16 protein-coding genes, 1 tRNA gene and 1 riboswitch are annotated in these 20,373 nt (G+C 39.9%); of the genes, 9 read left to right on the top strand and 8 right to left on the bottom strand.

Going from position 1 to position 20,373, the window contains the following annotated elements; translation table 11 throughout:
- Positions 1–125: 125 nt before the first annotated feature.
- Complete coding sequence (ribB, locus tag INT04_RS10230) at positions 126–779, bottom strand: 3,4-dihydroxy-2-butanone-4-phosphate synthase (protein WP_166539582.1); 654 nt, start codon at positions 777–779, stop codon at positions 126–128.
- 124 nt (positions 780–903) lie between these two features.
- Positions 904–1,063, bottom strand: a riboswitch (FMN riboswitch).
- Between the two features lie 201 nt (positions 1,064–1,264).
- On the opposite strand from ribB, the gene ubiK reads away from it, so the two are divergent.
- Positions 1,265–1,585 (top strand): ubiquinone biosynthesis accessory factor UbiK, encoded by a 321-nt coding sequence (ubiK, locus tag INT04_RS10225; RefSeq protein WP_193016036.1) that lies wholly within the window; start codon positions 1,265–1,267, stop codon positions 1,583–1,585.
- 101 nt (positions 1,586–1,686) lie between these two features.
- Here ubiK and INT04_RS10220 read toward each other — a convergent pair whose 3' ends face one another.
- Together INT04_RS10220 and INT04_RS10215 are read right to left on the bottom strand one after the other, a co-directional pair.
- The gene (locus INT04_RS10220) at positions 1,687–3,009 is read right to left on the bottom strand and encodes a 6-phospho-alpha-glucosidase (protein WP_193016035.1); all 1,323 of its coding nucleotides are present in this window, start codon (positions 3,007–3,009) and stop codon (positions 1,687–1,689) included.
- Positions 3,009–4,637: an alpha-glucoside-specific PTS transporter subunit IIBC gene (locus INT04_RS10215; protein ID WP_193016034.1), complete on the bottom strand. Its 1,629-nt coding sequence runs from the start codon at positions 4,635–4,637 to the stop codon at positions 3,009–3,011. The genes INT04_RS10220 and INT04_RS10215 overlap by 1 nt, the downstream gene beginning before the upstream one ends.
- 301 nt (positions 4,638–4,938) lie before the next feature.
- Between INT04_RS10215 and INT04_RS10210 the strand changes: the two genes are divergently transcribed.
- Positions 4,939–5,643, top strand: a complete 705-nt coding sequence (locus INT04_RS10210) for a GntR family transcriptional regulator (RefSeq protein ID WP_193016033.1) — start codon at positions 4,939–4,941, stop codon at positions 5,641–5,643.
- Positions 5,644–5,746: 103 nt separating this feature from the next.
- Here INT04_RS10210 and hldE read toward each other — a convergent pair whose 3' ends face one another.
- The 3 genes from hldE to INT04_RS10195 form a co-directional block, all read right to left on the bottom strand.
- Positions 5,747–7,171: a bifunctional D-glycero-beta-D-manno-heptose-7-phosphate kinase/D-glycero-beta-D-manno-heptose 1-phosphate adenylyltransferase HldE gene (hldE, locus tag INT04_RS10205; RefSeq protein ID WP_193016032.1), complete on the bottom strand. Its 1,425-nt coding sequence runs from the start codon at positions 7,169–7,171 to the stop codon at positions 5,747–5,749.
- A gap of 99 nt (positions 7,172–7,270) precedes the next feature.
- Positions 7,271–10,108, bottom strand: coding sequence for a bifunctional [glutamate--ammonia ligase]-adenylyl-L-tyrosine phosphorylase/[glutamate--ammonia-ligase] adenylyltransferase (gene glnE, locus INT04_RS10200; RefSeq protein ID WP_193016031.1), 2,838 nt, complete (start codon positions 10,106–10,108; stop codon positions 7,271–7,273).
- Between the two features lie 26 nt (positions 10,109–10,134).
- The gene (locus INT04_RS10195; protein WP_193016030.1) at positions 10,135–11,058 is read right to left on the bottom strand and encodes an inorganic triphosphatase; all 924 of its coding nucleotides are present in this window, start codon (positions 11,056–11,058) and stop codon (positions 10,135–10,137) included.
- A 219-nt stretch (positions 11,059–11,277) separates the two neighbouring features.
- Between INT04_RS10195 and INT04_RS10190 the strand changes: the two genes are divergently transcribed.
- Together INT04_RS10190 and INT04_RS10185 are read left to right on the top strand one after the other, a co-directional pair.
- Positions 11,278–11,901 carry a TIGR04211 family SH3 domain-containing protein gene (locus INT04_RS10190; RefSeq protein WP_193016029.1) on the top strand — a complete coding sequence of 208 codons (624 nt, stop codon included), beginning with the start codon at positions 11,278–11,280 and terminating at the stop codon, positions 11,899–11,901.
- A gap of 27 nt (positions 11,902–11,928) precedes the next feature.
- Positions 11,929–13,167, top strand: a complete 1,239-nt coding sequence (locus INT04_RS10185) for a multifunctional CCA addition/repair protein (protein ID WP_193016028.1) — start codon at positions 11,929–11,931, stop codon at positions 13,165–13,167.
- Here the strand turns inward: INT04_RS10185 and folB are convergent, their stop codons facing one another.
- The gene (gene folB, locus INT04_RS10180; RefSeq protein WP_193016027.1) at positions 13,168–13,518 is read right to left on the bottom strand and encodes a bifunctional dihydroneopterin aldolase/7,8-dihydroneopterin epimerase; all 351 of its coding nucleotides are present in this window, start codon (positions 13,516–13,518) and stop codon (positions 13,168–13,170) included.
- A 104-nt stretch (positions 13,519–13,622) separates the two neighbouring features.
- Between folB and plsY the strand changes: the two genes are divergently transcribed.
- Positions 13,623–14,279, top strand: a complete 657-nt coding sequence (gene plsY / locus INT04_RS10175; RefSeq protein ID WP_064721049.1) for a glycerol-3-phosphate 1-O-acyltransferase PlsY — start codon at positions 13,623–13,625, stop codon at positions 14,277–14,279.
- A gap of 79 nt (positions 14,280–14,358) precedes the next feature.
- On the opposite strand, the gene tsaD is transcribed toward plsY, so the two are convergent.
- Complete coding sequence (gene tsaD / locus INT04_RS10170) at positions 14,359–15,378, bottom strand: tRNA (adenosine(37)-N6)-threonylcarbamoyltransferase complex transferase subunit TsaD (RefSeq protein ID WP_193016026.1); 1,020 nt, start codon at positions 15,376–15,378, stop codon at positions 14,359–14,361.
- 342 nt (positions 15,379–15,720) lie between these two features.
- On the opposite strand from tsaD, the gene rpsU reads away from it, so the two are divergent.
- The 4 genes from rpsU to INT04_RS10150 all read left to right on the top strand — a co-directional run bounded on the left by rpsU (position 15,721) and on the right by INT04_RS10150 (position 20,247).
- Positions 15,721–15,936: a 30S ribosomal protein S21 gene (rpsU, locus tag INT04_RS10165; protein ID WP_001144069.1), complete on the top strand. Its 216-nt coding sequence runs from the start codon at positions 15,721–15,723 to the stop codon at positions 15,934–15,936.
- A 112-nt stretch (positions 15,937–16,048) separates the two neighbouring features.
- On the top strand, positions 16,049–17,797 hold the full coding sequence (gene dnaG / locus INT04_RS10160) for a DNA primase (protein WP_193016084.1): 1,749 nt from the start codon (positions 16,049–16,051) through the stop codon (positions 17,795–17,797).
- Between the two features lie 185 nt (positions 17,798–17,982).
- Entirely contained in the window at positions 17,983–19,833 is a 1,851-nt protein-coding gene (rpoD, locus tag INT04_RS10155; RefSeq protein ID WP_193016025.1) for an RNA polymerase sigma factor RpoD, read from the top strand.
- 337 nt (positions 19,834–20,170) lie between these two features.
- Positions 20,171–20,247, top strand: a tRNA-Ile gene (locus tag INT04_RS10150).
- The last annotated feature ends 126 nt before the right edge of the window (positions 20,248–20,373 follow it).

The following is a 20,373-nucleotide window of genomic DNA, read 5'->3' as shown; positions in this document are numbered from 1 at the left end:
ACTTGAAATATAGTCAAAGAAGTATGAAGTAGTTATTCAAAAAATATGAAAAAAAAGCCACCTAAGGTTTTCTTAAGTGGCTTGAATAAGTGTGTGTGTTCAGTGTCGTTTATAACATGTTAATTTCAGCCAGCTTTTTTCTCCTCACGAAGGCGATAAGCCACTAAATCTTCAATCGTCAGTACCGGCATATTGTGCTTTTTAGCAAAAGTAATCACTTCTGGTGCTCTTGCCATTGTGCCATCGTCATTCGTGAGTTCGCATAACACAGCAACGGGTTTAAAACCGGCTAGTGTGGCTAAATCAATTGATGCTTCTGTATGTCCACCACGCGTCAATACACCACCGGGTTGACCACGTAATGGAAAAACATGACCAGGGCGATTTAAATCACTCGGTTTTGCATTATCTGCCGCGGCTGCACGTACTGTTGTTAAACGATCTGATGCTGAAACACCCGTTGTAACACCTTGTGCTGCTTCAATTGTTACCGTAAATGCGGTGTGAAAATGACTGGTGTTATTTTCCACCATCATAGGCAAATCAAGTTGCTGACGGCGTTCTTCTGTTATGCATAAACAAACAATGCCACTACCATGACGAATAGACATCGCCATTTGTTCTGTCGTCATTGTTTCTGCTGCGAAAATCATATCGCCTTCATTTTCACGGTTCTCGTCGTCGAGCACCATCACGCCTTTACCGGCACGAAGGGCTTCTAGAGCAAGTTCAACACGCTCAAATGGATTACCGAATTCGGAAAGTAGCGTCTGATTCATGGTAAAAAAACCTCAATAATTAATGAAAGTTACCAGAACCAGGGCAGTCTTAGGAGTGGATCTCTGCTTAATAAAAATAAAAGCAGAAACAACAGGAATGGATACAGTGATCCTACTGATGCTATTTTATTCTCTCCCATCCAGACTTTAACTGTCGGCTCCAGAATCACACTGGATCTGCTGACCTTTGTATTACAATGGCAACACAAAGCGCTCGCGGGCTTTACCTGAATATTCAAGTATCTACCGCCGGTGGGGACTTACACCCCGCCCTGAGATTAACGGTGAAACTATACGCTTTAAAATTATAAGAGGCAATCGCCAATCCGTGACAATACTTGTTTAATCACATAATCACTTTATGACATACGGTTATTTAACGATTTATAATAAAAAAGTAACAATTATCCTGATATCTGGTTTTATTCCCTCAGCCCTCATATTACACTTAGCCCCAGCTTTCTATTTTATTGTGAGGACTTCCCATGTTGGACCCGAAAAAACTTGAACAAGTCGCGCGCCAAATTCAAAACGTTCTGCCACAAGGCATCAAAGATTTTGGTGATGATATTGATAAAAAAATCCGCACTGTTCTGCAATCTCAATTAAACAAGTTGGATTTAGTTAATCGCGAAGAATTTGATGTGCAAACTCAAGTTTTACTGCGCACTCGTGAAAAGCTAACTCGCTTAGAACACCGTTTAAATGAGCTAGAAGCTGGCCTGTTGGCAAAGCCTCAAGCTGAAATTGTCCAAGTTGAAGAAATTGACATTGTGGTAGACACTCAAGCTGAAAATAAAGCTTAACTCATTCACTTTATTGCTGATTTTAATTTAGTTATAAAGTAAAACCCTGTATCTAACAAAGACACAGGGTTATTTTTATAAATTGAATAAGTCATTAATCGCTATTTTAGCTCTGGCCAATACTCTTTATTGACTTCAATTAAATCATCTAAAATCGCTTTTGCAACAGTAGCACTTGGTACTGTTTTAGACATTGTAATTGCCTGCCAAAGCTTCAAATACGATTTTTCAATCCACGCTTCTACCACTAATTTTTCAACCGCAACTTGCTGGCTCATCATCCCTTTTTGGAAGAGTGGAATTTTACCCATCACTAAAGGCTCAGGCCCATGACTACCCACAATACAAGGGATCTCAACCATTGCTTCAGGATCAAAATTAATAATTGCGCCATTATTAGGCACGATCAACAACATTCTTTCTTGAGTATTAAACGCAATGGCAGTTGCAAGATCGACAATATAAGAAGCATGTTCATCTATCTCAAGATGACCTGCCGACGATTTTCCCGCAGCGGTAATAGCACGACACGCACTAAATACATTCTTCTCTCTGTGCTCCATCACTTCATTTGCGCGAGTATGATGAGGATCAGAATGTTCAACAACATAATCAGGAAATAAATAATACTTTAAGTAAGTATTTGGCATCGTTGATGGATCTAATGCCCAAACATCTTTTGCTTTACCAAAGGTATCATTCCAACTTGCTTCAACAGGCTCTCCTTCAACCTTTGGAATATAGCCATGTTCAGCAACATGTTTACGAATAATAGGTAATAAATCATTACCTTGTAAATCTTCAACTTGTGTCCACCAACCAAAGTGATTCAAGCCGTAATAACGTACACGCATCTCTTTACGTGACTTTAATCCTGCAATTTGCGCCATACGTGATTCAATACCAATTGGCATATCACAAATATTTAAGATTTTTGCATTTGGTTTTACGCGGCGAGTCGCTTCAGCCACAATGGCAGCCGGATTAGAATAATTTAACATCCATGCATTTGGCGAATATTTTTCCATATACTCAACCAATTCTAAAACACCACCAATAGAACGCATGCCATAAGCAATACCGCCAGGACCACAGGTCTCTTGCCCTAACACACCATGACGTAAAGGGATTTTTTCATCTTTCTCGCGCATTGGATATTTACCAACACGGATATGTGCCATCACAAAATCAACATCTGTAAAAGCGGTTTTAGGATCCGTGGTATAACAAAATTCAATTTCAGGTGCTTTTTCAGTAAGAATAATTTCACACGCTTTAGCAATAGTTTCTTGCCGTTCAGCATCATTGTCATAAAACTTAATGGCTCTTAACGGAAAACGCTTTAAATTTTCCAGTAGCATCAAAATAATACCGGGTGTAAATGTACTGCCGCCACCTGCAATTACGACTGAGAACTTCTTCATTATATAGCCTCCGACAAGGTGATATTTTGTGTATCTTCTTTCATAAGTTGTTCTATTTTGTCTCTCACTTGAGAAACATGTAGCCCGATAATAATTTGCAATGCATGACCTTTACGCACCACACCATGTACACCGAGCGCTTTAAAATAGGCGTCTGTTTCAACTACTTCGTTATCTATGACTTCAATACGTAAACGGGTTGCACAGTTATTTAAAGATTTGATATTTGCACTTCCCCCTAAGCCTTCAAGAATGCCTTTAGGAAGTGCGAGTTTGCGGTCTTCTTTTGCTATTTTTGAACTATCTGAAGCCTGTGATTTCTTATTTTTATAATCTTGTTTGCTATAGAGTTTGATCTCTTCATCATCTTCTTCACGACCGGGTGTTTTTAAATTTAATTTGATAATTAAAGTTCTAAACACCACAAACCAAATTACGGTAAAAATAAGGCCAATCACTATCTGCGTAATAATCATTCCATAATGGTTATGAAACATGGGGATCCAATTCATAGGAAGAAAATTATCAATGATCCCTCCCCCCATATTCCCAACAACACCAAAATGGTAAAGCGTTGTGGCTAATGTGGCGGCTAACACGGCATGAATGGCGAATAATAGTGGTGAGATAAATAAAAATGTAAATTCTAAGGGTTCTGTTATTCCCACAAATACAGCGGTTAATGCTGAAGGAATAAGTAAACCCGCAATTTTAGCTCTATTTTTAGGTGCTGCTGTAAAGTAAAGCGCGAGTGCAATGCCAATAGAACCAAACACTTTGCTATTGCCGTGCAATGCAAATCCACCTTCTGGGAAGAGTTCTTTTAAAGATTGCGTGCTTTGGCTGAAATATTGCATATTCTGTGCCCAATCAACTTGAATACCATTTTCAGTCACCGCAGGACCAAAAATAAAAGGCCCATAAATAAAATGATGCAAACCAGTAGGAATTAAAATACGTTCAAGAAAAGTATATATCCAAACACCTAAAGAGCCTGATTCAACCATAAATACTTGCAAAGATTGAATACCAATTTGTACTTTTGGCCAGAAGAACAGTGTTATCCATGCTAAAGGCAACATGACAAAGAAACTAATTAATACAACATACGAAGTTCCTTGAAATATACCTAAAAACACAGGAAGTTGTTTATCAAAATAACGATTATGAATACCCGTAACAATACCTGCAATAATAATGGCACCAATAATACTAGTGTCTAACGTTTTAATTCCTGCAATCATTGTTAAGCCACTATTTCCACCGACTTCATTTGTAAAATCTACGCCAAAATAACTTCCCCAAACGATCCCCATCGCATTAATAAAATAATTCCAAGTAAGAAAGCTCACCATTACCGCAAGGCAGGCTCTTGCTTGCGCGGTTTTAGCTAAACCTATTGGTAAACCAATTGCGAAAATAAGAGGCATATTACGAAAAACAGTCCATCCCCCCTCTTCAATAATATGAACAATTTGAGCAAATAAACTATCGGGTTTTAATAAATCTTCACTAATAAATAATGGGTTCTGTAATAGAATGGCAATGCCTACAACAATACCTGCAAACGGAAATAGCAGGACAGGGGTAAACATGGCTCCACCAAATCTTTGTATTTGACTGAGCATAAAAATATCCTCTAATTTACTGCTACTGAAATGACTTACTATTTGATTCATTTTTATTCTATGCATTCAGATTAGATTCTTTTCACTTTAATCTCTCATCTTAATATTACTATTCGTGATCTGATTCATACTAATCTTTTACATAAAGTGATCTAAATTTTCTCTAAAAAACAGATCATTTTCTCTTTTTTGATAACGTTCACATTTTTAGGATATAGATGATTATCTTATGTATCAAAATATTAGATTGATATAAATTGAATTATATAAACCGATTTTTAGAATAAAAAGAGGTATAAAAGTGATCTATAAAGACATTGCAAAAAGTCTAAGAATTCAAATAAATTCGGCTGGATATCAAATTGGTGACTCACTTCCCGCTGAAAAAACATTAGCGCAGCAACATCATGTATCCAGAATGACAATACGCAAAGCAACCGATTTATTAGTCAGTGCTGGATTATTAGAACGAAAACAAGGTTCAGGCACTTATATTAAAGAAAAAGATGTTCATCATGAAAATGCTAGCTTAAAAGGTTTTGTCGAATTAATGGCAAATACAGGTCATAACGTAAGAAGTGATGTAATCGAATTTAGTGTTATCTCTTGTCCTTTATCTATTGCCAGTAAATTACGAATTAATTCAAATGATCGTGTCTTTTACTCAAGGCGTATCCGTTATGTTGATAATAAACCGCTTATTGTTGAAGATAGTTATATGCCAGTCAAATATTTTAGCAATTTAACCTTAACACATTTAGAAGGTTCTAAATTTGATTTTATTGAAAATGTCTGCAAAATAAAAATATCAGGAAGTTATGAAACATTTCATCCCATTATGCCTGATAACAATATCTGCCAATTATTAAAAATAGAAAATAATATTCCCATATTAAGACTTAGCACACTATCCTATAGCACTCATGGCGACTATATTAATTATTCAATTATGTATAGAAACACTCAAGATTATATTGTTGAGTATCATTTAAAACGAGAACAATAATACTTAATGTAAATAAGTACGTAGTTTTATTATTAATAATGAGATATATTCATATTATTAAAAAAGCACTCCTAAGAGTGCTTTTTATATTTAATTAATGCCTTTATTTCTTTTTAATTGCATTAATAATATTTGTTGTAGAAATGCCGTCTTCAAAATTTAGCACTTTTACTTCACCACCTGCCGCCCAAACCTCTTTGCTACCCGCAATATCTTCAGGTTTATAATCGCCACCTTTCACTAAAATATCTGGCAATACAGAGGCAATTAAACGTTGTGGGGTATCTTCTTCAAATGCAACAACCCAATCTACCGCACCTAATGCACCTAACACCGTCATACGCTGCTCTAATGGATTAACGGGACGAGACTCGCCTTTTAAGCGCTTAGTGGATGCATCACTATTAACAGCAACAATTAAGCGATCACCTAATTTACGCGCATTGGCTAAATAGCTAACGTGACCTGCATGAAGAATATCAAAACAACCATTCGTCATCACAATGCGCTCACCGCGCTGACGTGCTAATTCAACCGCTTGTTTTAATTGTTCTTCTTCCATCATACCAAAGCCGTTGTCGGCACGACCCCGAATGGCATTTTCAAGTTCAATCGGTGACACCGTTGATGTCCCTAATTTACCCACCACAACACCCGCGGCTGCATTTGCAAGGAAACAGGCTTCACCTAAAGGTTTTCCTGCGGCTAAAGAGGTTGCTAAGACACCGATTACTGTATCACCCGCCCCCGTAACGTCATAAACTTCTTGGGCTTGTGTTGGTAAATGCAATGGGGCTTCATTAGCGCGGATCAGGCTCATTCCACGCTCTGAACGTGTGATCAATAAGGCTTCAAGATCTAAATCTCGAACTAATTGAGCGCCCTTTTCCACCAGCTCATCATCATCTTTACAAACACCAACAACTTGTTCAAATTCAGACATGTTAGGTGTTAATAACGTCGCACCACGATAACGTTCAAAATCACACCCTTTAGGGTCGATTAATACAGGTACGCCCGCTTTTTTAGCAAGTTGGATCATCTCTTGAACATGAGAAAGTGCGCCTTTGGCATAATCGGATAAAATCAGTGCGCCAATAGAAGGCAACGCTTGTTGAATACGCTCATAGATAGGTTGAGGATCAACATTGCTAAATCCTTCTTCAAAATCAAGACGGATTAATTGCTGATTACGTGAAAGAACACGTAATTTTGTAATCGTTGGGTGTGTCGCAACAGAGACAAAATCACAACGCACATTGACCTGATTTAATGTATTACTCAATGCTTTTGCGGCTTCATCTATACCTGTTAATCCCACTAAGCGTGAATTAGCACCTAAAGAGGCAATATTCATTGCAACGTTCGCCGCACCACCAGGGCGCTCTTCAGTAGTATCTACTTTTACCACAGGCACTGGGGCTTCTGGTGAAATGCGACTTGTTGGGCCGTACCAATAGCGGTCTAACATGACGTCACCGACAACCAACACATTGGCCTTATTAAAATCCGGCAGCGTTACTTTCATCCCATACTCCACATTTATTTTCAAAAATAAGCCGAAATAATACCATAACTTGTTATGCAAAAAGAGACACGTATAAGAGTTCGTGCTAACAACCCTTTATTATTGCTCACCAAGCCACTTTAACTTACTTTTTAATACGCTTTCTCGCAGTGCAATAAAACAATGATTATCCACAATGGCAGGTAACGCCTGTAATGCAAGATGATGTAACTCATTGCGTAATGTGACATAAGCATGCGTTAAAGCCTGAGCTTCTTCTTCATCCATAACGTGATGTTTTGCCATTAACTCAAAAATACGCACATTATCAGACCACCGTGTTAACGCAGGGTATTGATGTGAAAAACGTAACACTAAATATTGTGCAATAAACTCAATGTCTGTAATACCGCCTGACGACGTTTTTAGATCAAATTTATCGGCTTGTGGGGGGGCAAGGTGTTGCACCATTTTTTTACGCATGTCGCGCACTTCATGTTGTAACACATCCGTATCACGAGAAAGACACAGCGTTTCATGACGAATATGTGAAAACATCTGTTGTAGCTCATCATCACCATAAATCACTCTGGCACGGATCAGCGCTTGATGCTCCCATGTCCATGCTTCATTTTTCTGATATTCATCAAAAGCTTGAATGGTACTGACTAACATCCCTGACTCACCAGAAGGACGTAAACGCGCATCCACTTCGTACAACACGCCAGAGGAGGTTCGTGTACTAAATAAATGGATAATACGCTGTGCAAGACGCAGATAAAACTGACGAGCATCGATCTGTTTTGCCCCCGTTGTCACGGTATTTATCGGGCAATCTAATAAAAATACTAAATCTAAATCAGAGCTATAGCCTAATTCCCATCCCCCTAATTTACCATAGCCAATCACCGCAAAACCCAGCCCATCGCGGTGTACTAAATGTTCAGGTTCACCATAACGTTTCACCATATAAGACCAAGCTTGATGGACAACTGCATGAATGATGGCTTCCGCTAAATACGTTAAGTGATCGCTAACTTTCATTACAGGCAACACCCCCGTAATATCTTCAGCGGCAATACGCAATAATTGAGCTTGCTTAAACTGGCGTAATGCTTCTAATCGTTGCTCTTCATCCTCTTCTGGCACACGCAATAAATATTGGCGCAATTCATCACGATAAGCGTCTAAAGGTAGGGGTTGATACAATGAATTAGGATCAAGCAATTCATCTAATAATAATGGGTGAAGGGCTAATTGCTCCGCAATCATGGGTGAGGCGGCACATAATCGGATGACATGCGTTAATACTTCATCAGATTCTTGCATCAATTCTAAATAGGTTGTACGACTAACAATGCTCAATAATAAAGGCGTCACTCGTTGTAACGTGGCTAAAGCTTGAGGCTGCTGACAAATTTTGGCCAACAATTTAGGCATAAGAGTATCTAGAACATCACGCCCTCTTGGCCCAATAGTTCGTTTACCTATATCTTGACGAAATATCTGTAGGGTTTGATGTATTCCTTCAAGAGCAGCAATTGTTAGCGATTCATGAAATAGTGGTGACGTTTCAGGTAAATGCCCAAGTAACCACAGGCGTTTAAATTCAGAGATATCTTCTTCATCATCATTTTCATCTTCTTCACCAATTAATTGCGTAAAAATAACAGAAACGGCCTGCATTTTATGGCTAATTTCTTGATAAAGTATTGCCCAATCATCAAACCCCATGGCAAAAGTAAGTCGTATTTTATCTTCTTCACTGTCTGGTAAGGTTTGTGTTTGTTGATCACCAATAGATTGCAATAGATTTTCTAACCGACGAAGAAAAAGATAACTTTCCGTCAGTTGAGCGGTTTCTTTCGCCGTTAGCAGTTCAAGTTTCGCGATCGCCTTGAGAACGGTTAATAATGAATTACTTTGTAGATCTGGCTCTCGTCCACCACGAATAAGCTGGAAAACTTGTGTAATAAATTCGATTTCACGAATACCGCCTGCACCTAATTTTATATTATCAATCATGCCTCGACGGCGTACCTCACGGCTTATCATCGATTTCATATTTCTTAGCGATTGGATCACACTAAAATCAATGTAACGACGATAAACAAAAGGGCGCAGCATTTGACGTAAAACTTGGCAATACGCTTTTTTTTCTGCACCTAACACGCGCGCTTTGATCATGGCATAACGTTCCCAATCACGACCTTGTTCTTGGTAATAATCTTCCAATGCTGCAAAACTCATCACCAATGGCCCACTTTCACCAAAAGGACGTAATCGCATATCAACACGATACACAAACCCATCAATCGTATGTTGATCGAGCGCTTTAATCAGTTTTTGTCCTAAACGCGTAAAAAACTGCGCATTATCTAATTCTCGGCGCCCACCTTGCGTAAATCCATTTTCAGGATACGTAAAAATCAAATCTATATCAGAGGAAAAATTAAGCTCAAATCCGCCTAATTTACCCATACCTAAAATAAGTAACGGCTGAGACTTACCCTCGCTATCACAAGGTGTTCCCCATTGTTGGCAACACTGCTGATACAACGTGTCTCTTGCAACACAAATGAGTGTTTCTGCAAGTACACTAAGATGCTTTAAGATACAAGGCATATCACTTAGCTGGAAAAATTGTCGCCATGCGATACGGACCAATTGCTGGTGACGAAATTGACGTAAAACTCGCATAACATCATCTTCGTTATCGATATGAGTTAATGCTGCTGTTAATTGAGGCTCATAAGTCTGCCATTCCACACTTGTGGGTGGATTTTGCCTGATCTCCATCAACCATTGAGGATTAACCCGTAAATGTTCTGTTGCAAAGGGGCTAAAAGTAAGAAAATGCTGTTCTTGTTTATTAAAAGGCGCTAACGCAGTCAATTGAGAAGAGAACCCGCACTGTGCTTTATCCCACAATGATTGAAATACATCGATAACAGACATAAATAAACTCTCACGTTGTCAGGAAATTAAGCAATAGACAGCAACCACGCCATAGAAGATAACTTAAAGTTCAACCATAAAACATGATAATAGTCGGTTGCTGTAGTAAATGTTAATGGTGAAATTGCATTAAGTGAATATTGCATAGAGCTAGGCAAATCAGGCTGCTTTTTGCACCAATCTGAAAATAACGCCAATATTGCAGGCAGGGTAATTGTCGGTGGTATTGGATTAGCAAAAATCGCTTCTTCTAGTGCCTGTATTGCACTCAGCCATTTAGTAAGTTGTTCCGCCGTTGTATCACTAGGTAAGAGATTAACCACACTTAATGATAAAGCAGGTTTGTCTTTTGCTAAATAATAACCTCGAGCCGCTTTACTGCGAGAAGCAAGACGTAATCCGCCTTTTTCACCCAAATACGACGCTAATGCAATCACATCAAAGACATTCCCTTTTTTAAGTTCTAATTCAAACTCTTCAATCGGTAACTCATATTGATGAGTACGAATTGCACCTTTATCTAATACCACCTCAATTTGACTATCTTGATAATCCACCAGCCAAACTTCTCGATAAAAGTCCGTATTAAACAGCACATCAAGCTGAGTTTCTAATAAAATCAGATCTGTATTTTCAGGCCAAATTTCAGTAGGAAAGCGCGCTAAATCTAATTTAGGTTGTGCTAATTCAACGTTATATTCTGGGCGTTGATGTAAGCCAGCTATTACTTTGCCTGCTGTTTTGATTGTCATCTCATAAAGGTCATCAACACCACGAATACGCAGCCCCATATCCCAACGACGAATTTGATTATCAGCCGTCTCAAAGTAAAGATTAGTCAGCTTTTTAGGTGCGGTATGCTGATGAGGTAGTGTCAGAATGCGCTGAATAATATGAGGAATAGCGGCAGGTATGGCACTCATTTTGAGTTCGATCTCTAATTGGCTCATTCTATTTCCCTTAAGTAAATCAATTGATTAGTAAAATATTTGACGCATTTTTATTTAGCAAGTGATAGCCTAATAACAATAATGAATAAAAGGCAGATTATCCCTATATTCTACCAGTTAAGACTGTTCTCATTCTGGTTTACTATTTGCTTACGCAAACTTTACTCTTTAGTATCAGTAAAAATATTCTCTTGTATAGATAAAAAAGTTGAAAACATAATGCGAAAATTACCCTTACTTTTTATTTCCTTACTTGGCTTAGGTGTTTCTCTGAGCTCACACGCAAATGAAACTCGCTATGTTTCCGATGAATTATCCACTTATGTACACAGTGGACCAGGAAATCAGTATCGAATTCTAGGCTCTTTAAATTCAGGCTCAACAGTGACTGTTCTTTCTCGTAATGCAGCAACGGGTTATGTCCAAATTAAAGACGATAAAGATCGTACTGTTTGGTTGCCAGAAAACCAACTTAGTACTCAACCAAGTATGCGTACCCGTATTCCTGCGATGGAAAAAGAGATCCAAACACTGCGCGATAAACTGGCAAATATTGACCAGAGCTGGAACCAACGCACTACTGATATGCAAAATAAAGTTTCAAACAGTGATGACATCATCAATGGCTTGAAAAAAGAGAATGAGCAGATGAGAACAAAACTTGCTATCGCGGAGAAAAAACTCGACTTTGCTAATCAACAATTAGATGACAGACAACGCGATATCATCTTGCAGTGGTTTATGTATGGTGGTGGTGTTGCAGGTGCTGGCCTTGTATTTGGTCTGATCCTTCCGCATATCATTCCTCGTCGTCGTAAACGTAATGATCGTTGGATGAACTAATATTCAACCTAAAGGAATCATGATCCCGTGAAAACATACCTTGTTGGTGGCGCTGTACGTGACCAATTATTACAGATGCCCGTAAAAGATAGAGATTGGGTCGTTGTTGGCGCAACACCTGAGGAACTTTTACAGCAAGGCTACCAACAAGTTGGCAAAGATTTTCCTGTGTTCTTGCATCCAGAGACCCATGAAGAATACGCACTTGCACGAACAGAGCGAAAATCAGGCTCAGGTTACACGGGATTTACCTGCTACGCCGCACCCGATGTTACTTTAGAAGATGATTTAGCTCGTCGTGATCTTACCATTAATGCGATTGCTTATTCTGACGATAGCAAATATGTTGATCCTTACCATGGTATAGATGACATCAATGCAAGATTACTTCGCCATGTTTCTGATGCTTTTTCAGAAGATCCCTTAAGAGTTTTACGTGTTGCGCGATTTGCGGCTCGATTTGCACCTTTGGGTTTTAGTGTTGCTCCAGAAACGCAACAGTTAATGAAGGCAATGGTGCAAAGTGGTGAGCTAAACGCATTGACGGCTGAACGTGTTTGGAAAGAGACCGAAAAAGCCCTTGAAAGCCCAGCGCCTCAAGTCTATTTCGACGTTTTACGTCAATGTGGTGCATTAAAAGTTCTTTTCCCTGAAATTGATGCCTTATTTGGCGTACCTGCCCCTGAAAAATGGCACCCTGAAATTGATACAGGCATTCATACCATGATGGTGCTCAATATCGCCAGCCAATTAACCGACGATATCGCTGTCCGTTTTAGCGCCTTGTGTCATGATCTTGGAAAAGGATTAACGCCTCCTGAAAAATGGCCACATCATCACGGGCATGGCCCTGCGGGAGTTCCTTTAGTTGAAGCGCTATGCTTACGCTATCGTATCCCTAATCATATCCGTGATTTGGCTCGCTTAACGGCAAGATTTCACGATCACCTCCATCGTATTGATAGAATGCGCCCTTCTAAAATAATTCGTTTATTTGATGCCATTGATGCATGGCGAAAACCTGAACGCGTTGAACAATTAGCAATGGTAAGTGAAGCTGACGCCAGAGGTCGCAAAGGATCAGAAAGCCTTGTTTATCCACAACGCGCGTTTTTTTGCCACGCTTTTACAATGGCAAGTGATGTGGATATAAAGCCAATAATTGAAAGTGGATTAAAAGGCAGTGCAATACGAGAAGCGTTAACAAAACAACGAGAAGTCGCGATTATAAAATGGAAATCACGACTTAATCAGGATAACGAATAATTAAGCCTTACGCTCAATAATCACTCCTACACTCGCCGCTTGTGCTACCGCGCCCGGTTTAGCGAGTTTAATTTTTACTCTAGGTACTGTAAATTGAGTGATTAAAAGCTGTGCCACTTCTTCTGCAACACGTTCAACCAACTCAAAACGTCGCGTCTCAACATAATCAATAATTGCATTACTGACACTGGCATAATCTAAACAATGAGCAACATCATCGGTTTGGGATGCGCGTTTGTTATCCCATTCCATTTCGATATCGAACACTAATTTTTGTTTTATGGTTTTTTCCCAATCATAAACACCGATTGTGGTTATTACTGATAATTGCTCAATAAATACGATATCCATCACGTCATCTCTTATTTTTTCTGCTCATCGGATACCACTTCCGATGAAATATGCGTATTATCCATACATGTCTAACGAACTTACATAAACATTGGAGAATGCAAATGAGTGCTAACGCACTTGGAATGATCATCTTCGCCTACTTGTGCGGCTCAATCTCCAGCGCGATATTGATTTGCCGACTGGCAAGATTACCTGATCCAAGAAAATTTGGCTCTGGCAATCCCGGAGCGACCAACGTCTTACGTATTGGCGGAAAAGCAGCCGCAGCGGCAGTTCTTATCTGTGACGTCCTAAAAGGGATGATCCCTGTTTGGATAGCCTACTATTTAAATGTGCCTCCTTTTTATCTAGGTATTGTGGCCATCGCAGCTTGTCTTGGACATATCTATCCCGTTTTCTTCCACTTCAAAGGTGGAAAAGGTGTTGCCACGGCATTTGGTGCTATCGCTGCTATTGGCTGGGATTTAAGTGGCCTAATTGCTGGAACCTGGTTACTCACCGTATTACTCAGTGGCTATTCATCGCTTGGCGCCATTATCAGCGCACTGCTCGCCCCTTTTTACGTTTGGTGGTTTAAACCTGAATTTACCTATCCCGTCGCATTATTATCTTGTCTTGTACTTTACCGTCATCACGACAATATTCAACGTTTATGGCGTGGTCAAGAGAGCCGGATCTGGCATAAGTTAAAGAAGAAAACCGAAAAAACAGAAAAAGAGATTATTCAAGAAGCTAAAGAGCAAGAAAAAGAAGATTAATTCCTTTTTACTTATGACCATAATGTAAAAAAGCTCTTTGATTAAAAAAACAAAGAGCTTAATTTTATTGATACTTAATCTAACCGACTAGCGGTGGCAGTTCTGCTAATGGCCAACGAGGTCTTACTGTCACACTTAGTGGGCCTTCTGTACCGCCTTTAAAGCGGATCATCCCTGCTAGCGCGATCATTGCGCCATTATCTGTACACAATTCGGGACGAGCATAGAAAACGTCTCCCCCCAGTTGTTTCATTACCGTTTCCATTTTGGCTCGTAATGTACGATTTGCGCTCACGCCACCCGCCATCACCAAACGTTTAAACCCTGTTTGTTCTAATGCTCTACGACATTTTATCGCTAAAGTATCAACAACAGCATCTTCAAATGCGCGTGCTATATCTGCACGAGTTTGGTCTGAATCATCATTTTGACGAATTGTATTAGCTGCCGAGGTCTTTAAACCCGAGAAACTAAAATCAAGGCCAGGTCTATCTGTCATTGGGCGAGGAAAAATAAAGCGCCCTTTAGTCCCTTGCTGTGCCATTTTCGATAATACTGGGCCACCGGGGTAGTCTAATCCCAATAACTTAGCCGTTTTGTCAAAAGCTTCACCTGCGGCATCATCAATAGACTCACCTAATAAAGTATACTCACCGATACCTGTGACACTAATTAATTGCGTATGACCACCAGAAACCAATAGAGCCACAAAAGGGAAATCTGGTTTTTTTTCTTCAAGCATTGGGGCTAATAAGTGGCCTTCCATATGATGGACTGGAATAGCGGGAACATCCCACGCAAACGCTAATGAGCGTCCAATCGTCGCCCCAACAAGTAGTGCCCCGACAAGACCTGGACCCGCAGTATAAGCAACGGCATCAATCTCTTTTGCCGTTAAATTCGCTTCTTTAAGTGCAGCTTGAATAAGAGGCACTGTTTTACGGATATGATCCCGTGAAGCAAGCTCTGGCACCACACCACCATAATCGGCATGGAGTTTAATTTGACTATAAAGTTGATTTGCTAATAGACCGGCTTTATCATCATAAATTGCGATACCGGTTTCATCACAAGATGTTTCAATACCTAAAACTCGCATAACGCTTCCAAATTATTCTTCGCAGACTCGCGTAATAAACCAATTGTACCATTATTTCGGTGATTTTATACGCCTTCGCAACATCTTTTACATACCAGCATGTGACAAATTCCTTTTTCTGGTCTATAATTATTCACCTATTTTAAGTGATTTAAATGTGTGGTTAGCGACTTTTGCTTTTTGTGTACTCACTAAAAAGACACAAAAGTGAGAGTTTGCGTTTCAATTTTGTGCATCTCTTTACAAAGTGCCCTGCTTTGAAGTAAAATTCCGCACCATTTTAAATGTCGGCTGGCTTAAATAATGCCAGCGCAAACCGATTTCTATTGAGGTGAGAGGCACATGCCGGTAATCAAAGTACGTGAAAACGAGCCATTTGACGTTGCTCTTCGTCGTTTCAAACGCTCTTGTGAAAAAGCAGGCGTATTAGCAGAAGTTCGTCGTCGTGAGTTTTATGAAAAACCAACGACTGAACGTAAACGCGCTAAAGCATCAGCAGTAAAACGTCACGCTAAAAAATTAGCTCGCGAAAACGCACGTCGTACTCGTCTGTACTAGTATTTTGCGGCTTATCCCGCAACATATGCAGACACTGTAGTCGCAGTTAAAGGCCGTGCTTTCTTATGAGAGCGCGGCTTATTCTCGTTCAACAACAGGCGTAAAAGGGCTTATGGCTGGACGAATTCCACGTTCATTTATTAATGATTTGCTAGCGCGAACTGATATCATCGATCTTATCGACGTTCGTGTGCCGTTAAAAAAACAAGGCAAAAATCATTCAGCGTGTTGTCCGTTTCATAATGAAAAAACGCCCTCATTTACAGTAAATAGCGACAAGCAGTTTTATCACTGTTTTGGTTGCGGTGCGCATGGCAATGCTATTGATTTTTTAATGAATTACGACAGACTCGATTTTGTCGAAACCATTGAAGAGTTAGCAGCAATGCATGGGTTGGAAGTTCCTTATGAATCAGGAACAGGCAGTAGCCCTATTGAACGTCATATAAGGCAAAATCTCTATCAAGTGATGGAGAAACTAAATCAATACTATAGTAGCGCGCTAAATAAACCCGATGCTCAAGAAGCCAGAAAATACCTTGCTCATCGTGGGCTTAGCGAAGATATTATTACTCGTTTTTCTATCGGTTTTGTTCCTGCCGGTTGGGATAATGCCCTAAAGCGGTTTGGTCAGAATGACGATAATAAAGCCCTACTTCTTGAAGCAGGCATGGTAATAACCAACGACAATGGTCGCACTTACGACCGTTTTCGCCAACGTGTCATGTTTCCCATTAGAGATAGACGTGGTCGTGTTATTGCCTTTGGTGGACGTGTATTAGGTGATGATTTACCTAAATATTTGAACTCACCAGAAACCGAGATATTCCATAAAGGCCGACAACTTTACGGCCTTTATGAAGCACAACAATCTAATAATAACGTCACAAAATTATTAGTTGTTGAAGGTTATATGGATGTTGTGGCATTAGCGCAATTTGGTATTGATTATGCCGTTGCCTCATTAGGAACCTCCACAACAGCAGAACATATTCAGTTGCTCTTTAGGACAACGGATAACATTGTTTGCTGCTATGATGGAGATAGAGCTGGACGTGATGCCGCATGGCGAGCATTAGAAACCGCACTTCCTTTTTTAAATGATGGCCGTTCTTTACGTTTTATGTTTTTACCTGAAGGCGATGATCCAGATTCGTTGGTACGTCGTGAAGGCAAAGAAGCCTTTGAAAAACGTATGGAACAAGCACATTCATTATCAGAATTTTTATTTGATTCACTCGTACCTCAGGTGGATTTGAGTACTCAAGAAGGTAATGGCAAGCTATATAGTTTAGCTCGGCCATTAATAGATAAGATCCCAAGTGAAACTTTACGTCTATATTTATTAAGAGAGCTTGGAAGCTTGACGGGAAATCCCGATATTGAGCAAATGGATCGTTTATTTGGTAGAAGTCCGGTGAATCATGAATTAACGTATCAACCGACAACATTGCGCACAACACCAATGCGTATATTGATTGCCTTATTGATACAAAATCCGGAATTCTCTAAATTAGTCCCGCCTCTAGGGGGATTAAATACAGAAAAAATTGCAGGTTTATCGCTCTTTATTGAACTTGTTTCCGTTTGCCAAGCACAACCTGGCCTTAATACAGGACAAATTATCGAACTCTACAGAGAGAATAAATTCGGTAAGCAGCTTGAAAAATTGGCAATGTGGAACGATATAGATATAGATGAGATTGCAGAGAAAACCTTTACAGATACGTTAGATCATCTTTTTCTAACCGCAATGGACGAACGTTTAAACGCGCTTATTGCAAAAGAGAGAACAGAAGGCCTAACGCAAAATGAACGCGAAGAAGTCCAATTGATAATACAGGCACGCGTTAAAAAGTAAACACAGAATTAAGATTAAAAACACGGCTTAATTGCCGCTATCGGTAGGTACTAAAAACCTACATTTGCTACGCTGAGGGGATCGTAGCAATCGACAATGAAATGCCCCTCCGTAGTTATTGTTGGCTGAACAGTTATCGCCGACCGACACCAACCCAAATTACTTTGAAGTGTGGATACCGTCTTATGGAGCAAAACCCGCAGTCACAGCTGAAGCTACTTGTTACTAAAGGTAAGGAGCAAGGCTACCTGACCTATGCTGAGGTCAATGACCATCTGCCGGAAGATATCGTCGATTCAGATCAAATCGAAGACATCATCCAGATGATTAACGACATGGGCATTCAGGTTATGGAAGAAGCACCTGATGCCGATGATCTGATGCTGGCAGAAAATTCAAATGACACTGATGATGATGCGGCTGAAGCCGCGGCTCAGGTACTTTCTAGTGTAGAATCTGAGATTGGCCGTACAACCGATCCTGTGCGTATGTATATGCGCGAAATGGGGACGGTTGAACTGCTTACCCGGGAAGGTGAAATTGATATCGCAAAGCGTATTGAAGATGGTATTAACCAAGTTCAATGCTCTGTTGCTGAATATCCAGAAGCAATTACTTATCTTCTTGACCAATACGATCGTGTTGAAGCAGGCGAAGCACGTCTTTCTGACTTAATTACTGCCTTTATTGACCCGAATGCCGAAGAAGTGGCAGAGAATGAAGTTGTCAATTTAGGCAAGGCTACTGATGAAGTTGCTGAAGACGAAGATGAAGACGAAGATGAAGATGGTGATAGCGACAGTGATAGCGATGATGATGATAACAGCATCGATCCTGAATTAGCTCGCCAGAAATTTACTGAACTTCGTGAGCAATACGAAAAAACGCGCCAAACGATCAAAGCAAAAGGCCGTAATCACAAGGATACAGAGCTTGAAATCCTTCTGTTATCTGAGATTTTCAAACAGTTCCGTTTAGTACCGAAACAGTTTGATTATCTGGTTAACAACATGCGTGACATGATGGACCGAGTTCGTACTCAAGAGCGCCACATCATGCGCCTTTGTGTTGATCAAGTTAAGATGCCTAAGAAAAACTTCATTACCCTATTTACTGGTAACGAAACCAACGACACATGGTTCACTGCTGCTCGTGCAATGAATAAACCTTGGTCTGAAAAACTGGCGGGTATTGAAGAAGAAGTACAACGCAGCTTGCAAAAACTGCAACAAATTGAAGTTGAAACCGGACTGACAATCGAACAGGTTAAAGATATTAACCGTCGTATGTCTATCGGTGAAGCAAAAGCACGTCGTGCGAAAAAAGAGATGGTCGAAGCGAACTTACGTCTCGTTATCTCTATCGCGAAAAAATATACCAACCGTGGCTTACAATTCCTTGATCTTATTCAGGAAGGGAATATCGGCCTAATGAAAGCGGTTGATAAATTTGAATATCGTCGTGGTTATAAATTCTCAACTTACGCAACATGGTGGATCCGTCAGGCTATTACTCGTTCAATTGCAGATCAGGCGCGCACTATCCGTATTCCTGTTCATATGATTGAAACGATTAATAAACTAAACCGTATCTCTCGTCAAATGTTGCAAGAGATGGGACGTGAGCCTTCACCAGAAGAGCTAGCAGAACGCATGCTAATGCCTGAAGATAAAATCCGTAAGGTACTGAAAATCGCTAAAGAACCAATCTCCATGGAAACCCCAATCGGTGACGATGAAGATTCACATTTAGGTGATTTTATCGAGGACACTACTCTCGAACTACCACTGGATTCTGCAACTTCAGAAAGTTTACGTTCTGCCACTCACGAAGTGTTAGCAGGCTTAACACTGCGTGAAGCGAAAGTCCTGCGTATGCGTTTTGGTATCGATATGAATACTGACCATACCTTGGAAGAAGTGGGTAAACAGTTTGATGTTACCCGTGAACGTATTCGTCAGATTGAAGCGAAGGCACTGCGTAAATTACGCCACCCAAGCCGTTCTGAAGTGTTACGTAGCTTCCTTGATGAGTAACTAATAGAGCTTTTAATAAACGTTACAACAAACGCCTGTGATACATACCCACAGGCGTTTTTTTATGGTTAACCTTACACTTACTTCTCTTTTTACAACCGCAGCCCAACTCCTCTCAAGATACATTTCAAACAATTTATCTTTATAAGAAATAGCCCTTTTATTTATAGTTTTATACTTACCTATTTGCATACTTCCCAATACCACCACTAGGTTGTTGATATCTCAGTTATTCTCTCTTTTATTTTTTTCTTGTTCAGATTGAGCATTAATTGCGCATACAGTCATTCAAAGGCTAGACCTAGTGCAAAATGGCACGTATAATCTCACTCCATTAGGCCCCTTAGCTCAGTTGGTTAGAGCACGCGACTCATAATCGCTTGGTCACTGGTTCAAGTCCAGTAGGGGCCACCAAATTTTAGCTGTTAAATCAGCACATTAAGCCACTTTGCAAAAAGTGGCTTTTTTGTTTCTGTCGGTAAATGGCGACAAAAATGTTGCATTATTTTTGTCATATTAAAATAAAAGCTCACCCAATAT

Origin of the sequence: Proteus sp. FME41 (assembly GCF_014897315.1) — a bacterium.
Lineage (GTDB): Bacteria > Pseudomonadota > Gammaproteobacteria > Enterobacterales > Enterobacteriaceae > Proteus.
Note: the sequence above shows the minus strand (reverse complement) of the source record. Positions and strands in the feature narration are given on the sequence as shown.

What these genes read in the sequence shown, in the direction of transcription:
- INT04_RS10190 (WP_193016029.1), top strand. Translation starts at nt 11,278, where the DNA reads ATGCGAAAATTACCCTTACTTTTTATTTCCTTACTTGGCTTAGGTGTT.
- INT04_RS10220 (WP_193016035.1), bottom strand. Translation starts at nt 3,009, where the DNA reads ATGAAGAAGTTCTCAGTCGTAATTGCAGGTGGCGGCAGTACATTTACA.
- ubiK (WP_193016036.1), top strand. Translation starts at nt 1,265, where the DNA reads ATGTTGGACCCGAAAAAACTTGAACAAGTCGCGCGCCAAATTCAAAAC.
- glnE (WP_193016031.1), bottom strand. Translation starts at nt 10,108, where the DNA reads ATGTCTGTTATCGATGTATTTCAATCATTGTGGGATAAAGCACAGTGC.
- hldE (WP_193016032.1), bottom strand. Translation starts at nt 7,171, where the DNA reads ATGAAAGTAACGCTGCCGGATTTTAATAAGGCCAATGTGTTGGTTGTC.
- rpoD (WP_193016025.1), top strand. Translation starts at nt 17,983, where the DNA reads ATGGAGCAAAACCCGCAGTCACAGCTGAAGCTACTTGTTACTAAAGGT.
- rpsU (WP_001144069.1), top strand. Translation starts at nt 15,721, where the DNA reads ATGCCGGTAATCAAAGTACGTGAAAACGAGCCATTTGACGTTGCTCTT.
- ribB (WP_166539582.1), bottom strand. Translation starts at nt 779, where the DNA reads ATGAATCAGACGCTACTTTCCGAATTCGGTAATCCATTTGAGCGTGTT.
- folB (WP_193016027.1), bottom strand. Translation starts at nt 13,518, where the DNA reads ATGGATATCGTATTTATTGAGCAATTATCAGTAATAACCACAATCGGT.
- tsaD (WP_193016026.1), bottom strand. Translation starts at nt 15,378, where the DNA reads ATGCGAGTTTTAGGTATTGAAACATCTTGTGATGAAACCGGTATCGCA.
- INT04_RS10215 (WP_193016034.1), bottom strand. Translation starts at nt 4,637, where the DNA reads ATGCTCAGTCAAATACAAAGATTTGGTGGAGCCATGTTTACCCCTGTC.
- INT04_RS10195 (WP_193016030.1), bottom strand. Translation starts at nt 11,058, where the DNA reads ATGAGCCAATTAGAGATCGAACTCAAAATGAGTGCCATACCTGCCGCT.
- plsY (WP_064721049.1), top strand. Translation starts at nt 13,623, where the DNA reads ATGAGTGCTAACGCACTTGGAATGATCATCTTCGCCTACTTGTGCGGC.
- dnaG (WP_193016084.1), top strand. Translation starts at nt 16,049, where the DNA reads ATGGCTGGACGAATTCCACGTTCATTTATTAATGATTTGCTAGCGCGA.